We start from the raw sequence: 15,967 nt of genomic DNA on the forward strand, positions 1-15,967 counted from the left end.
TTTTGTGTTGTGGCGGTTAGCGGTGCAGGACGTACTGGCCGGTGAAGGTCACCGCCTGCTCCTCACTGCCCTCATTCACAACCCACGTTTCCAGCGTCAACCGCGCCCGGCCATAACGCCTGTACGTCGCCAAAAAGCGCTTCCACACCTTCTCCTCTGGCGCCTGGCACACCACCGTCGCATCCCGCGTGACCGGCAGCGGGTAACTGATCTGCCCTTCCTGAATCACGATATGCCCGTCTTCAATACCTTCTTCACGTAATTGCAGGTGCAGCCAACCCCAGCCCGCCAGCACCGTGCCGCAGTAGAGGCTGCCACCGAACATGGTGCTCTTGTGGTTGATGTTGGCTTGCAAGGGCAGGTGCAGTTGCAGTTGGCCGTGTTGCCAGTCGAGCACCTTGAGGCCCATTTCTCGGGTCAAGGGGATGTCGTGGTGGAGGATGGATTCCAGGTAACGGCTGTTGCGGCTCATGGCGGCCTCTTGGCGGGTGGGCGGGGTCATTCGTCGTCGGCGCTGTGGCTGGCGCTGTCGGCGAAGTTCAGGCCGTGCTTGCGCAGTTTGTCGTGCAGGGTTTTGCGCGGTATACCCAGGGCTTCGGCGAGGCTGCGCACCGAGCTGTGGGGGCGGGTCAGTTCGGCGGCGATCAGGCTTTTTTCGAACTGCTCGACCTGCTCACTCAAACCACCTGGGGTGGAAGTCAGCACGCCGGCGGCGGGGTTATCCGCTGTGGCGTCCAGTGCCAGCTCCAACCCAAGGGCAAAGCGTTCGGCTGCATTTTGCAGCTCGCGCACGTTGCCCGGCCAACTGTGGCGCAACAGCAGCGCCCGCTGGCCCGGTTGCAGCTCGTGCAAGGGTAGGCCGTGGCGGCTGCTGGCTTCGTCGGCAAAATGTTGGAACAGCATCAAGGCATCTTCACCGCGCTCGCGCAGCGGCGGAATGCGCAGCGGCGCGACGTTGAGGCGGTAATACAAGTCGGCACGGAAGCGGCCTTGATCGGCCGCCTGTCGCAGGTCTTCCTTGGTGGCGGCGATGATGCGGATATCCAGCGGGATCAGCTGATTGCCGCCCAGGCGTTCGACCACACGCTCCTGCAACAGGCGCAGCAGCTTGACCTGCACATCCAGGCTCATGCTTTCGATTTCATCGAGAAACAGCGTGCCGCCATTGGCGAATTCGAATTTGCCGATACGGCGTTTTTGCGCGCCGGTAAACGCGCCCGGCTCATGGCCGAACAGCTCGCTTTCGACCACCGATTCGGCCAGGGCACCAGCGTTGATCGCCACAAACGGCCCGCTGCGCCGGTTCGACAGGTCGTGCAGCGCACGCGCCACCACTTCCTTACCGGCACCGGTTTCGCCGAGGATCAGCACGTCGGCGCGGGTTGCGGCCAGGGCGCCGATCTGCTCGCGCAAGCGCAGCATCTGCGGCGAGTGCCCCACCAGCCGCGTGCTCAATTGCTGGCGGTCACTGAGGGCCAGGCGCAGGCTGCGGTTGTCCAGCACCAGCCGGCGCAGGGCCAGGGCGCGGCGCACGCTGTCGAGCAGCGCGTCGCTGGCGAAGGGTTTTTCCAGGAAGTCGTAAGCGCCGGCGCGCATCGCTTGCACCGCCAGCGGTACGTCGCCGTGGCCGGTGATCAACAGCACCGGCAGCTCCGGGTCCTGGCCGTGCAGTTCGGTGAGCAGCTCCAGGCCGTCCATGCCAGGCATGCGGATGTCACTGACCACCACGCCCGGCCAGTCCCGCGACAAGCGCGCGGTGAGGCCGGTGGCTTCGCCCAGAGTCAGGACGTTCAGCCCGGCCAGGTCCAGGGTCTGGCACAGGGCCTGACGCAGGTGTGGATCGTCGTCGATCAGCACCACCTGAATCTGGTTATCGATACTCATACACTGCGGTCCTCGGACGGTTGCAGACTGACGCCCGGCGAGCCGGCACGCAATTTCAAGGTTAACAGCGCGCCGCCTTCCTTGTGGTTGGCGAACGACAAATCGCCGCCAAAGGCACGCATCAGCGTGTCACAAATCGCCAGCCCCAACCCCAAGCCTTGGGTGCGGGTCTTGGTGGTGTAGAACGGCTCGCTGGCGCGGCCCAGGGCTTCCATGCAAAAGCCTGGGCCATTGTCGCGAATGTACAGGTTGACGCCCTGTTCGGTGGCTTCGGCACTCAGCCAGAGCTTGCGCGGCGGGCCTTTTTCGGTGAGGGCGTCGAGGGCGTTGGCCAGCAAGTTGCCCAGCACCTGGCGCAGACGTGTTTCCCCGGCTTGCACCCACAGGGTCGCCTCCGGCAAATCGCGGATCAGCTCGACTTCCATCGACCGCCGCCGCTTGGCCAGCAACGCCAGCGCATCGTCCAGCGCTGGCTGCAGGGCCACGCTTTCCGGGGCGTGACGGTCGCGCCGGGCGAACGCACGCAAATGCGCGATGATCGAGGCCATGCGCCCGGTCAGTTCGCTGATCAGTTTGAGGTTGCCGCGAGCGTCATTGGTGCGCTCGTGGTCGAGCAGGATCTCGGCGTTTTCCGCATAGCTGCGAATCGCCGCAAGCGGTTGATTGAGTTCGTGGCTGATGCTCGCCGACATGGTTCCCAGCGCCGACAGTTTGCCGGCTTGCACCAGGTCGTCCTGGGCGCGAACCAACTCCTGCTGGGCGTGTTCGCGCTCGAGCACTTCCTGTTTCAGGCGCCGGTTAAGGCCTTCCAGGTCGCTGGTGCGCTCGACCACACGGGCTTCCAGCTCACGGCGCGCCTTGGCTTCAAAGGCGATGCGCTCCAGGTAATGACGACGGCGCTGCATCATCAACCCCAGCAGCAACATCAACACCAGCAACGTCGCACCACCCACAGCGACCACCGTGCGCACCGGGCGGTTGATCAGCGAGCGTGGCGCGAGGATTTCCACATTCCAGCCGGTCTCGGCGATGGCGGTGGATTGGCGCAACCACGCCGTGGAACTGAGTGCCAGCGGCTGCGGGTCGCGGGTTGGGTAGGGCTGGATCGCGATGATTGCCTGGCGCTCTTCGGCGGTCAGTGGCCGCGTGGCGCGGAATCGCCATTGCGGGCGCGAGGTGAGGATCACCACGCCGTTATGGTCGGTGACCAGCAGTTGTTCCGGCGTGTTGCCCCACAGGCTTTCGGTGTGGTCCAGGTCGACCTTGACCACCAGCACGCCAATGATGGTGTCGCCATCGCGCACGGCGGCGGCGAAGAAGTAGCCGCGCTTGGCCGACGTGGTGCCCAGGCCGAAAAACCGCCCCAGGCGCCCGGCCATGGCTTCGCTGAAGTAGGGGCGAAATGAGAAATTGCGGCCGACAAAGCTGTCCTGTTTATCCCAGTTGGAGGCGGCGAGGGTCTTGCCGGTGGTGTCCATCAGGTACATCACTTCCACCCCGGCCTGGGCGGCGACGTCCTTGAGCAGCAGGTTGGCATTGGCTAGGTTGGTGCTGACGTGGGGCGCATCCAGCACGGTGCGCAGAGCCGGCAAGTCACCGAGGATCTGCGGCAGCACTTCATAGCGGTGCAACGTGCCGAGCAGGTTGGCGACGTACAGGTCGAGGGTCTGGCGGTTTTGCCCGGCGAGTTCGCTGCGGTAATAGCGCTCGGCCAAGTGCTCCAGCGGCCACAGCAGCGGTGCCAGGCACAACGCCAACAAGGCGAGGCTGCGCCAGCGGGGTCTTCGCGGGAGGGGAGGAGTCATGGGAGTCGTGCGCCTGTGGGTACAGGCGCATTATGCCTAGCTGTGGTGCGTGATGCTTTGTTATGCGATCAGGTCTTTTGGCTCGGTGTTGCCAAGCCGTTCGCCTTGATAGCTACCGTCCTGGACTCGGCCGCACCAGTCGAGGTTATTGAGGTACCACTGCACGGTTTTGCGCAGGCCGGTTTCGAAGGTTTCTTGCGGAACCCAACCCAATTCGCGCTCGATCTTGCTCGCATCGATTGCATAGCGTTGGTCATGGCCTGGGCGGTCTTTGACGAATGTGATCAGGTCGGTGAATTTATCCACACCGGCCGGGCGTTGTGGCGCTAGCTCTTCCAACAGGCCACAAATGCCGCGCACTACATCGATGTTCTTCTGCTCGTTGTGGCCACCGATGTTGTAGGTCTCGCCAACCACGCCTTCGGTCACGACTTTTAACAGCGCGCGGGCGTGATCTTCGACGAACAGCCAGTCGCGCACCTGCAAACCGTCACCGTAGACCGGCAGTGGCTTGCCTGCGAGGGCGTTGAGGATCACCAGCGGGATCAACTTCTCAGGGAAATGGAACGGCCCGTAGTTGTTCGAGCAGTTAGTCAGCAATACCGGCAGGCCATAAGTGCGCTGCCAGGCGCGAACCAGGTGGTCGGACGCCGCTTTGCTGGCGGAGTACGGCGAGCTGGGCGCGTAAGGCGTGGTTTCAGTGAACAGGTCGTCCACGCCATGCAGGTCGCCGTAGACCTCGTCGGTGGAGATGTGGTGGAAGCGGAACGCGCTCTTGGCTGGCTCTTGCAGCGTTTGCCAATAAGCACGAGTGGCTTCCAGCAGGCTGTAGGTGCCGACGATATTGGTCTGGATAAAATCCGACGGGCCGTCAATGGAACGGTCGACGTGCGACTCGGCGGCCAGGTGCATGATCGCCTGGGGCTCAAAGCGCGCCAGCACGGCGCTGACAGCGGCCTGGTCGATGATATCGGCCTGCACGAACTCATAGCGGCTGTTGGACGCGATGCTGGTCAGCGACTCCAGGTTGCCGGCGTAGGTGAGTTTGTCCAAGTTGAGCACTTCGTGCTCGGTGTTTTGAATCAGGTGGCGAACCAGGGCGGAGCCAATAAAGCCGGCACCGCCGGTGATGAGAATACGCATGTCGAGGGCCTTTTCCTTAGACGGACACTGGGCGAATGAGACATAGCTTGAGTTGTGAATCGGGCCCGTGCAAGCGCGGTATGCGTGAGGGGTTGATTAACGCCCCCGAACAATGGCGATATAGGCGCCTGAAAACGCAGAGGTCGCCACAATGTTACTCGCCACGTTGATCCACCGTGCCAGTTTGCCTTGCCCAGACGTGAGTGCTGATCAAGCTGCGCAGTTGCTCGAGCAACATTACGGCCTGACAGGCACATTGCAGTCGCTGGGCAGCCAACAAGACCTCAACTACCGAATCGACAGCGCCCGTGGCCGGTTTGTTCTGAAAATCTGCCGGGGTGACTACGCGGCGGTTGAGCTGCACGCCCAGCATGCCGCCCTCCATGACCTGCAAGCACACGTACGCGTACCCAAGGTGATCCGCGCACTGACCGGTGAGGAGTTGCTGAGCGTGGCCGTCGACGGGCAAACCGTGCACCTGAGGGTGCTGGACTACATCGACGGCCAGCCCCTGACCCATTTACCTCACCTGGGCCGCGACGTAATCGCAGGCTTCGGTGAACTGTGCGGCCAGGTCAGCCATGCCCTCGCGCGGTTCGAACACCCCGGCCTGGACCGCACGTTGCAATGGGACCCGCGCCATGCGCATGCAGTGATCAAACACCTGCTGGCCACTTTGGAAAGCCTGCCGCATCGTGACGCTATCGAGCGGGTGGGCGAGCACGTAGAGGCGCGCATTCGGCCGTTGGCCGAGCACCTGCCGTGGCAAGCCGTGCACATGGACATTACCGATGACAATGTGGTCTGGCAGCGCGACGCCCAGCGGCACTGGCAGGTTCAGGGCGTGATTGATTTCGGCGACTTGGTGCACACCTGGCGCATTGCCGACTTGTCGGTGACCTGCGCAGCCCTGTTGCACCACGCTGACGGTGACCCGTTTGCCATCCTGCCGGCGATCCAGGCGTGTCACGCGGTGACACCGTTGCGGCGCCAGGAGCTGCAAGCGCTGTGGCCGTTGATCGTGGCGCGCGCGGCGGTGCTGGTGCTCAGCAGCGAACAGCAGCAACGCCTGGACCCGGATAACACCTACTTACTGAAAAACGCCGAGCACGAGTGGGAAATCTTCCATGTGGCGACCTCGGTGCCGTTTGAGCTGATGGAAGCGGCGGTTCTGGGGTGTGTCGGTGAAGCATTGCCGCCGATGGCCGACCAAGACTTCGCACCTTTGCTGCCGGGCCTGGTGGGGCGTGAATTTGCGCTGATCGACTTGGGCGTACTCAGCCCGCATTTCGAGGCCGGCAATTGGGCGTTGCCCGGCATAGACCGGCGGTTGCTGGATGAAGCGGCGGCAGTGCATGGGTTGGCGGCCAGCCGCTATGGGCAATACCGGCTGTCGCGGACCTGTGCCGACAGTGCCATCGAGCCGCAAACGTTCCCGCTTCACGTGGAATTGCACCTGCCCCATGGCACAGTATTGGACGCGCCGTTTGGCGGGACGCTGCGCCAGGGCGCCGACGGTTTGCTGTGCGTGCATGACGCCCAGTTGAGCCTGCGTTTATGGGGTGTAACCACCGCGTTGAAACCGGGCGCGGTGCTGGTGAAAGGCCAACTCCTCGGTGAGGTCCACGCGCCGCTCACCGTGCAGTTATGCCGCGCCGACCTTGAGCCGCCGTTGTTCTGCACGCCGTCTCAGGCGCAGGCCTGGCAGGCCCTCTGCCCATCGCCCGCCACGCTGCTGGGGCTGGCCTGTGATGCGGAACCCGAGTTGGACGCCGAGGCCTTGCTGGCGCGCCGTGACGCCAGCTTCGCCCGTTCGCAAAAACACTATTACGTCGACCCGCCACGCATCGAGCGCGGCTGGCGCAACCACCTGATCGACATGCAGGGCCGTTCCTACCTGGACATGCTCAACAACGTGGCGGTGCTGGGCCATGGCCACCCACGCATGGCGGCGGTGGCGGCGCGGCAATGGTCGCTGCTCAACACCAACTCGCGCTTTCACTACGCAGCAATTGCAGAGTTCTCCGAGCGTTTGCTGGCGTTGGCGCCGGAAGGCATGGACCGGGTCTTCCTGGTCAACAGCGGCACCGAGGCCAATGACCTGGCGATTCGCCTGGCCTGGGCCTACAGCGGCGGGCGCGACATGCTCAGCGTGCTGGAGGCTTACCACGGCTGGTCGGTGGCGTCGGATGCGGTGTCCACCTCGATTGCCGACAACCCGCAGGCACTGAGCAGCCGCCCGGACTGGGTGCACCCGGTGACGGCACCGAATACCTATCGCGGCGAGTTCCGTGGGCAGGACAGTGCGCCTGACTACGTGCGAAGTGTGGAACACAACCTGGCGAAAATCGCCGAGAGCAAACGCCAGTTGGCGGGTTTCATTTGCGAGCCGGTGTACGGCAACGCCGGTGGCATCTCCCTGCCGCCGGGCTATTTGCAGCAGGTGTACGGGTTGGTGCGCGCCCAGGGCGGCGTGTGCATCGCCGATGAAGTGCAGGTGGGTTACGGCCGCATGGGCCATTTCTTCTGGGGCTTTGAGGAGCAGGGCGTGGTGCCGGACATCATCACCATGGCCAAGGGCATGGGCAACGGCCAGCCGCTGGGCGCGGTGATTACCCGGCGCGAAATCGCCGAAGCGCTGGAGGCCGAGGGGTATTTCTTCTCCTCGTCGGGCGGCAGCCCGGTCAGCTGTCGCATCGGCATGGCCGTGCTGGATGTGATGGAGGAAGAAAAGCTGTGGGAAAACGCCCAAGTAGTTGGTGGGCATTTCAAAGCTCGGCTGCAAGCACTGATTGATCGCCACCCGCTGGTGGGGGCGGTTCATGGTTCCGGCTTCTATTTGGGCCTGGAGTTGGTGCGCGACCGCGATACCCTGGAACCCGCCACAGAAGAAACCGCGCTGCTGTGTGATCGCTTGCGGGAACTGGGGATTTTCATGCAGCCGACCGGCGACTACCTCAACATCTTGAAGATCAAACCGCCAATGGTCACCTCTAAACGCAGTGTGGATTTCTTTGTCGACATGCTGTCGAAGGTGCTGGAGGAGCTACGCTAGATAGCCGATTGTTATCGGCTATTAACCGTCATGTTTGCCAGCTATTATATTCAATCGCTTTTAAGGCCGATTTTTATCCGTTATAAAATCGGCCTTCATCCCATTCGGAGTCCTGAACGCCATGACCACCCTGCACAGCACACCTCGCGCCGATGGCTTCTACATGCCCGCCGAATGGGCGCCACAGACCCAAACGTGGATGATCTGGCCTGAGCGCCCCGACAACTGGCGCCTGGGCGGCAAGCCGGCGCAGGCGGCCCACGCGGCCGTGGCCAAGGCCATTGCGCGGTTCGAGCCGGTGACGGTCGGTGTGTCCGCCGGGCAGTACGAAAACGCGCGTGCGCGTTTGGACGTGCCCAATATCCGTGTGGTGGAAATGTCCAACGACGACGCCTGGGTGCGCGACACCGGCCCAACCTTCGTGATCAACAACAGCGGCGAAGTGCGCGGTGTGAACTGGGATTTCAACGCCTGGGGCGGCTTTGACGGCGGCCTGTACTCGCCGTGGAACCGTGACTCGCAGGTGGGTGGCAAAATCCTCGAGATCGAGCGCGCGCCGCGTTACCGCACTGAGGGTTTTGTGCTGGAAGGCGGTTCGATCCACGTCGACGGCGAAGGCACGCTGATCACCACCGAAGAATGCCTGTTGAACCGCAATCGCAACCCGCACCTGGATCGCGCGGCCATCGAAGCGGTGCTCAGCGCCAACCTGGCTGTGGATAAGATCATCTGGCTGCCGGACGGCCTGTTCAACGACGAAACCGACGGCCATGTGGATAACTTCTGCTGCTACGTACGCCCGGGCGAAGTGCTGCTGGCCTGGACCGATGACCCGCAAGACCCGAACTACTCGCGCTGCCACGCGGCCATGAACGTGCTGCAAAGCAGCACCGACGCCCAGGGACGCGCGTTCACCGTGCATAAAATGCCGATCCCCGGCCCGTTGTACGCCACCGAAGAAGAGTGCGCCGGTGTGGACCCGGTGGATGGCAGCCAGGAACGTAACCCGAGCGTGCGCTTGGCCGGCTCCTACGTGAATTTCCTGATCGTCAACGGCGGCATCATCGCGCCGAGTTTCGACGACCCTATGGACAGCCAGGCCAAGGAAATCCTGCAGAACCTGTTCCCGCAGCACGAAGTAGTGATGGTGCCGGGCCGCGAACTGTTACTGGGCGGCGGCAATATCCACTGCCTGACCCAACAACAGCCGGCGCCGCACAAAAACTGAGTGCAGTTGTAACAGCGCTTGAGCGAAACCCCGGCGCTACCTGTTTATAGCGCTCACAGCAAGCCCGCGGCCCAGCAAGGCCGCGGGCTTTTTTGTGTTCGAATGTCTATAAATACAGGACATTGGCATAGCTCTTGTATCGGTGTTGGCACAGTAACCCAAGGTCGTGACTGCACAGTTCTGTCATAAACCTTGAGTAAGTTAGCCGCTCAAGCAGTAGGAGAGAGCGCTGAAATGAATGCCGATATCAACCTGATCCACACGCGCCCATTCCACCCCACGCGGGTCAACGGTGAGGCGATCCAGGCGCTGGCGCTTTGGTTGAAGGCAAACGGCTCGCGACAGGCAAGGCAACAGCCTGACTTGCGCAGCGTGATGAGTGAACGTTACCCGGTGGGGTTGTTCAGTGAGGATGAAGTGCATGCGTTGTGTGAGTTGATGCAAAACTGAAAAAGCACCACGATCAATTGTGGGAGCGGCGGTGCGACGATTCGACTTGCTCGCGAAGACGTCGGCCCAGCAAACATGGATGTTGACTGACCCACCGCTTTCGCGAGCAAGCCCGCTTTCAACAACAAGCCCGCTCTTCACCACAAGCTTGCTCCCACATTAGAGCGTGATCGGCGTTAGAAACTGTAGGTGCCTGTGACCACCAAGCTACGCGGCTCACCCGGCTGAATCTGCGCCGCACTCGTCGCCGAGGCGTAGTAGTTTTTGTCAGCGATATTGTTCAGCGCCGCGCGCACGTCCCATTCCTTCTGGCGGAACCCCGCCAACGCATCCCAGCGGCCATAACCCGGCAACACCACAGTGTTGAGGCTGTCGGCATAACGGTCGCCTACCAAGGTCAAACCAGTTTCTGCATACCAACCCATTTCTGGTTTCCAGGTGATAAACAGGCTGGCATTACGCTTGGCCACATCGCTGACACGCTTGCCTGCAAAGCCGTTGTTGTCTTTCTCGACCTTGGCGTCCTGCAGGCCGACGCCACCGCGCACATACCAGTTATCCACAATCTTGCCGGTGGCGGTCAGCTCCACGCCGCGTGAGCGTTGCAGGCCGCTGAGCAGGGTGATGGTGCGGTCCAGCGGGTCGCTGGTGCGGCGGTTGTAGAGTTCAAGCTCGTACACGGCGAGGGTGGTGCTCAGGCGGTCGTCGAGCCAGTCGCTTTTTACGCCGATTTCCTTTTGCTTGGTCAGCTCGGGGCTCAGGTCGTTGACGCTGCCGGCGGCATTCGGCGTGATGCCAATCAGGCCGCCGCCTGCCGGGGAGAAGGTCTTGCTCCACGAGGCATAAAACGAGTGCTGTTCCAGCGGCGTCCACACCAGGCCTACGCGCGGGCTGGTGCTGCGGCTGTCGACGTCCTGCTGGGTGTTGAGCACCTTGCTGGTGGTGTCCACTTCAAAGTGGTCGTAACGCAGGCCTGCCAGCAGTTGCCATTGATCGTTGAGGCGCAGTTGGTCCTGCACGTACACGGCACGGCTTTCGACTTCGGTGTGGTTGTTACTTGAAAGGCTCATCCGCCCAGTGTGGCTCAGGTGGCGGTTGGGCTGGTTGAGGTCCAGGCTCGGTACGGCCTGGCCGCCCCGGTTGACGGCGGTGGCGCTGTAGAGCTTCGGATCGCGACGCTGGCTGCCCAGCTCTATACCGGTGAGCAGGCGGTGCTCCAGGCCGAAGGTGTCAAACCCACCTTCCAGCTCAAGGTTGTTGAACACGTTGCGGGTGGTCAGGTCCTGCTGCCAACGCTGGCGCGTGACCTGGTTGGCTTTGGGGTCGTAGCCGGTCTGGTAGGTGTTGTCGAAATCGCTGTCGAGCTTGAACACGCCGAGGGTGTGGCGCAGTTGCCAGTTGGCGTTGAGTTCATAGGCAAGCTTGGAGCGCAGGGACTGGGATTTGTCGTCGATGTAGTCGCGGCTGTCAAAGTAAGTGCTGCTGCGGCTCACGTCCGCCGGGCGACCGTTGACCCCGGGGATGCCACGGTCTGGTGTGCGGTTGTAGCGGCTGTATTCGTATTGCACCAACCAATTCAGGTCGGGCGTCAGCTGCCAGCTCATCGACGGCGCGAACAGCTGGCGGTTGCCGCTGACGCCATCACGGAAGCTGTTGTTGTCCTGGTTGCCCATGTTCAGGCGCAGGCTGATAGTGTCGGTGGGGTCGGTGCTGAGGTCGGCATACAGGCTGCGCAGGTCGTTGCTGCCGCCTTGGGCTTCGATACTGGATTTTTGCCCCGCCGTGGGCAATTTGCTTACGCGGTTGACGATGCCGCCCTGGCCGCCTCGCCCGTACAGCACGGCTGCCGGGCCTTTGAGCACTTCGATGCGCTCGATGTTGTGCAGGTCGCGCACGTACTGGCTGTCGTCGCGAATGCCGTCCAGGTAGAAGTCATTGCTCGCGTCAAAACCACGGATGCGCAGGCTGTCGAAGCGCGTGTCGGCGCCGCTGCTGACGTTGGGAATCCCGCTGAGTGCCTGGCCCAGGTCGTTTGTGCCGTAAGAGCGCAGGCTTTCGGTTTTGACCGAGTCGATGGCCTGGGGCACATAACGCACCGACGTGGCCGTGCGGGTGGCGGTGTTGGTCTCTTTGACGCGTGGGTCGTCTTCGTCAGCTTCGGTGCTGATTGAAGTGGCGGGTAAGACCGTGGTCGCGCCGGCAAAACCGGCAGACAGCAGAACAGAAAGCCCAAGGGTGATGGGCGTCAGGCGAGAGGCAGGCATGGGGGCAGGCATCCAAAAAGTTCGGGAAGTAAAAAACGCGCGAATGTTAATGCTTTGCATTTGCGTGCGTTATCTATTCCCAAACATGTAGACGCTAAATATTGTTACTTGATGTGTTTCTGAGAGGTGTAAGAGGATTTTTCAGCGTTTTGTATCAGCAGTTTAGAGCCGTCTTTAGACTTTTTTTGAATAAATACAGACGATTCACGAAATTGACACATAGTTCAACGCGCGCATACGATTGCGCCCAACGCCTGTGGCTAACAGCCATAACTCATCCAATAAAAAAGGCCTGCGGCAGTTCAGTCGTCCGCGGGCCTTCTTTTTCCTGGAGAAAGTTGACACCAGAAAAGCAACACGGGGCCTGGTGTCACAGCGCGTACTCAACCAGTAATAAGGAATATAAGAAATGTTGAAGCAACGGATGGGTTTGATCGCTCTGGGGATTTTGAGCGCCACTCAGGCAATGGCTAACGACCAGGAGCAATCCAAGGGTTTTGTTGAAGACAGCCACCTGAATATCGCAGCACGTAATGCCTACATCAGCCGTGACTACAAAAACCCCAAGCAAGACAAAGCCGAATGGGGCCAAGGCTTCATCGGCAAGTTTGAATCCGGCTTCACCCAAGGCACCGTCGGTGTGGGTGTGGACGTGATCGGTCAATACGCTATTCGCCTGGACGGTGGCAGAGGCAGTGCCGGCGCTGGCGGTATCGACTTCTTCAAAGAAGGCGCAAGCACCAAGCGCGCGGATGGCACCACTCGCAACGGCGCACCTGCCGACGATTTGGCCAAGGGCGGCGCAGCCGTCAAATTCCGGGTTTCCAACACTGTACTGAAGTACGGTGATCAGTTCCCGGCTGTGCCTGTGCTGCAGTACGACAGCTCGCGTCTGTTGTCCGAAACCTACACCGGTACTTCGATCGTTTCCAAAGAGATCGCCGGTCTGCAACTGGACGCCGGTCACTTCACCAAAGAAGCGCGCAAGAGCGCCGAAGGCACCGACAGCGGTCGCCTGAAAAGCATCGACTACATCGGTGGTAGCTACAAATTCACCGAAAGCCTGTCGGCTGCTCTGTATGCCTCCGACATGCAAGACGTGCTGAAGAAGCAATACGTCAACGTCAACTACGTGCTGGCCCTGCCAGAGAAGCAATCGTTGACCTTTGACTTCAACGGCTACAAAACCAAGCTGGACCGCAGCTTCGCCCTGGAAAACCAAGGTGATGCAGACGCCCGCGACAACAAAATCTGGAGCCTGGGCGCTACCTGGGCTGTTGGCCCGCACAGCTTCACCGTCGCTCACCAGCGCAGCACCGGCGACACCGGCTACCTGTACGGCGGCTACCGCAACGCTGGCGGCATCGGCGACGGCGGCAACACCATCCTGCTGGCCAACTCCTACTGGTCCGACTTCAACGGTAAGGACGAGCGCTCCTGGCAAGCAGGTTACGGCCTGGACTTCAGCGCCTTCGGCGTGCCTGGCCTGACCTACAACATCGCCTACGTGCGCGGCACCAACATTGACGACGGTACCAACCGCGGCCGTGGCACCGAGCGTGAAATCTTCAACCAGTTCAAATACGTCGTTCAGAGCGGCCCAGCCAAAGACCTGAGCCTGCGCGCTCGTGCCTCCTGGTTGCGCGTCTCCAGCAACGCCAGCGAGTACAACGTAGGCGGTAACGAAATCCGTCTGTTCGCCGACTACCCAATCAACGTTTTCTAATTGATTCGGCGTCGCGCCTGATTCCAGGCGATAAAAAACCCCGACTGGTTCGGGGTTTTTTTATGCGCGCCAGCCGGCCTCTGACTTGTTACATCGCAGTACTAATGAAGTACTTCGCGCCACCTTTATCCCCTTCAGGCGCATGCCTAAATTAGCCCCACTTGCCCGCCCATCACCCCGATGGCCGGCCACTGGAGCCACTGCCATGCCCTTTGTCAGCCTGCGCATCACCCGTGACGGCGTTACCCCGGAGCAAAAAGCCCAGGTCATCGCCGAATTCACCGAAACCCTCGAACGCGTCCTCAACAAACGCCCCGACCTGACCCACATCGTGATCGAAGAAGTCGACACCGATAACTGGGGCTACGCCGGTCTCACCACCACCCAATACCGCAAATCCCAAGCCTGAACCGGAGCATTGTCATGAGCAAAGTCGTCATTATCACCGGCGCCTCCCAAGGCATCGGCGCCGCCGTGGTCCACGCCTACCGCGCCCTCGATTACCGCGTGGTCGCCACCTCGCGCTCGATCCAGCCTTACACCGACCCGAACATCCACACCGTGGCCGGCGACATCGCCGACCCAGCCACCGCCGAGCGCGTGATCCGTGAAGGCGTGGCGCGCTTTGGCCGCATCGACAGCCTGATCAACAACGCCGGCATCTTTGTTGCCAAACCCTTCACCAACTACACCCACGAAGACTACGCAAACGTGCTGGCCGTGAACCTCAACGGCTTCTTCTACATCACCCAACTGGCGATCACCGAAATGCTCAAACAAGGCGCCGGGCACATCGTCAACATCACCACCAGCCTGGTCGACCACGCGATTGACGGCGTGCCGTCAGTGCTGGCCTCGTTGACCAAAGGCGGCCTGAACGCCGCGACCAAATCCCTGGCAATTGAATACGCCAAACGCGGCATTCGCGTGAACGCAGTGAGCCCCGGGATTATCAAAACGCCCATGCACGACGAAGAAACCCACGCGGCGTTGGGCAGCCTGCATCCGGTCGGGCACATGGGCGAAGCGAGTGACATTGCCCAGGCGATCATCTACCTGGAAAACGCCGGGTTCGTCACCGGCGAGATCCTGCACGTGGACGGCGGCCAAAGCGCCGGGCACTGACAAAAAAACACCCCGGCCTGCTCACGCCGGGGCGCTCTATCAACTACCCGTGTAAATCACCTGTGGGAGCCGGGCTTGCCCGCGATAGCGCCCGCCCGGCCACCCCATTCACATCTTATTGCTCAGCATTGCAGGGCGACTCCAACACCTTCACCACATCATCAATCACCGCCTTTACCATCTCCTGCAAATAATGCGATGCCCAAGCATAACGGTCCGTCTCCTTCGTCATCGCCGCATCTTCTGCTAGCAGTTTGGCGACGTGGAGCAAATCGGAAACGTGGTGCAAGGCTTCATGCAGAGGGACGCCGCTGTTAACTCGGAATAGAGGTTGATCGCAGTGGAAGGAGAAAGGGGTGACGCCGAGGGTGGTTAACGCGGAGGGATTTGTAACGGTCATTGGTGAGACTCCCATATCGAGTGAGAGCTACCACGTTTGTTGTTTCAACGAATACGTGGCGCTTTGGGCGCCTGCATCAAAATCGGGTTCTCAGGCCCGGTCGCTGCATTGGCAGTGACGGAGCGGAGGTTAGCGTGGTGGGGAGAGGGGAGCAATCGGGAAAATGGATTGGTTGTTTTTTAGCCTATCCGAGCGGGATGGATAGGCTGCTGAGGAAATTATTTGTTTTATGGATACGCCATAATTATTGGCCAGCCATAATTTTGCATAAAGATAGAAGTGCCAGCGGAGGAGGTGGCTTCCGGGGCTATAACCCGTCTATTTCAACGCATGACGTACACCCAAACCCCAGAAACAACAAAGCCCTCACATTGCTGTGAGGGCTTTGTCTTATATGGTGCGCACCAAGAGTCGAATAATAAATTAACTATTTGATTTATATTGTTTTTATTATTGACTATAGAACTTTATATCCCTAAAGCTATCCTAATCGTCACCCGCATTTTATTAGGCTTTCCAGATCTTCAGCGGAGCGTATTGTTCAGTGGGAGTGTGGGGTGTAATGGTTGCAGATATCTGATTTATATAATATTTTTTTGATGGGTTAAACTTAGTTGTGGTGCATTAAAAGTGTGGAAGTTATTTGTAGATATTGATGGCGTTATAGAGTAAAAAGGTAAATATTAAAAGCTAAGCCGGACCGGAAATAATGCCCTTTTGCCTGCTTGAGCTATGTGTGTTTGTTAGTTGATCTGTGTGCTCGGCAGGCGTTCGCGGTCGGTACCATATATAAGGTTGTCGCTTAGTCTTGAGTTCTTTTGCGTGAATAATAAGTTTCTTAGTTTTATCCCAGCCCCGGCAATCACATTAAAATATTTAAAGGCGAT

The 15,967-nt window shown here is 60.4% G+C and carries 12 protein-coding genes; 6 read left to right on the forward strand and 6 right to left on the reverse strand.

The genetic code is table 11. The features are described 5' to 3' along the window. Window positions 1-16: 16 nt before the first annotated feature. From ACI77I_RS05310 to rfbB, 4 genes are read right to left on the reverse strand one after another with little or no spacing between them, the layout of a single operon-like run. Window positions 17-472 (reverse strand): YiiD C-terminal domain-containing protein, encoded by a 456-nt coding sequence (locus ACI77I_RS05310; RefSeq protein ID WP_094950895.1) that lies wholly within the window; start codon window positions 470-472, stop codon window positions 17-19. Between the two features lie 26 nt (window positions 473-498). Next, window positions 499-1,884, reverse strand: a complete 1,386-nt coding sequence (locus tag ACI77I_RS05315) for a sigma-54 dependent transcriptional regulator (protein WP_083355757.1) — start codon at window positions 1,882-1,884, stop codon at window positions 499-501. Beyond that, window positions 1,881-3,689: an ATP-binding protein gene (locus tag ACI77I_RS05320; protein WP_406997090.1), complete on the reverse strand. Its 1,809-nt coding sequence runs from the start codon at window positions 3,687-3,689 to the stop codon at window positions 1,881-1,883. Before ACI77I_RS05320 ends, ACI77I_RS05315 begins: the two co-directional genes overlap by 4 nt. A gap of 60 nt (window positions 3,690-3,749) precedes the next feature. Then, a complete protein-coding gene (gene rfbB / locus ACI77I_RS05325; protein WP_263274333.1) occupies window positions 3,750-4,832 on the reverse strand; it encodes a dTDP-glucose 4,6-dehydratase in 1,083 nt (360 codons plus the stop codon). A 151-nt stretch (window positions 4,833-4,983) separates the two neighbouring features. On the opposite strand from rfbB, the gene ACI77I_RS05330 reads away from it, so the two are divergent. The 3 genes from ACI77I_RS05330 (at window position 4,984) to ACI77I_RS05340 (ending at window position 9,565) form a co-directional block, all read left to right on the forward strand. Beyond that, window positions 4,984-7,887, forward strand: a complete 2,904-nt coding sequence (locus ACI77I_RS05330) for an aminotransferase (RefSeq protein ID WP_406997091.1) — start codon at window positions 4,984-4,986, stop codon at window positions 7,885-7,887. A 121-nt stretch (window positions 7,888-8,008) separates the two neighbouring features. Further along, a complete protein-coding gene (gene aguA, locus ACI77I_RS05335; protein WP_406997092.1) occupies window positions 8,009-9,115 on the forward strand; it encodes an agmatine deiminase in 1,107 nt (368 codons plus the stop codon). A 234-nt stretch (window positions 9,116-9,349) separates the two neighbouring features. Then, window positions 9,350-9,565 (forward strand): hypothetical protein, encoded by a 216-nt coding sequence (locus ACI77I_RS05340; RefSeq protein ID WP_094950900.1) that lies wholly within the window; start codon window positions 9,350-9,352, stop codon window positions 9,563-9,565. 176 nt (window positions 9,566-9,741) lie between these two features. Here ACI77I_RS05340 and ACI77I_RS05345 read toward each other — a convergent pair whose 3' ends face one another. Further along, window positions 9,742-11,829 (reverse strand): TonB-dependent siderophore receptor, encoded by a 2,088-nt coding sequence (locus tag ACI77I_RS05345; protein WP_094950901.1) that lies wholly within the window; start codon window positions 11,827-11,829, stop codon window positions 9,742-9,744. A 409-nt stretch (window positions 11,830-12,238) separates the two neighbouring features. Here ACI77I_RS05345 and ACI77I_RS05350 point away from each other — a divergent pair, with 409 nt between their 5' ends. From ACI77I_RS05350 to ACI77I_RS05360, 3 genes are all read left to right on the forward strand, one after another. After that, complete coding sequence (locus ACI77I_RS05350; RefSeq protein WP_094950902.1) at window positions 12,239-13,555, forward strand: OprD family porin; 1,317 nt, start codon at window positions 12,239-12,241, stop codon at window positions 13,553-13,555. Window positions 13,556-13,760: 205 nt separating this feature from the next. Continuing rightward, a complete protein-coding gene (locus tag ACI77I_RS05355; protein ID WP_094950903.1) occupies window positions 13,761-13,964 on the forward strand; it encodes a 4-oxalocrotonate tautomerase family protein in 204 nt (67 codons plus the stop codon). Between the two features lie 14 nt (window positions 13,965-13,978). After that, a complete protein-coding gene (locus ACI77I_RS05360; RefSeq protein WP_406997093.1) occupies window positions 13,979-14,680 on the forward strand; it encodes an SDR family NAD(P)-dependent oxidoreductase in 702 nt (233 codons plus the stop codon). Window positions 14,681-14,795: 115 nt separating this feature from the next. On the opposite strand, the gene ACI77I_RS05365 is transcribed toward ACI77I_RS05360, so the two are convergent. Next, window positions 14,796-15,080: a DUF3077 domain-containing protein gene (locus tag ACI77I_RS05365; protein ID WP_083355748.1), complete on the reverse strand. Its 285-nt coding sequence runs from the start codon at window positions 15,078-15,080 to the stop codon at window positions 14,796-14,798. Window positions 15,081-15,967 lie beyond the last annotated feature (887 nt).

The organism is Pseudomonas sp. D47 (genome assembly GCF_045447305.1).
Classification (GTDB): Bacteria; Pseudomonadota; Gammaproteobacteria; order Pseudomonadales; family Pseudomonadaceae; genus Aquipseudomonas.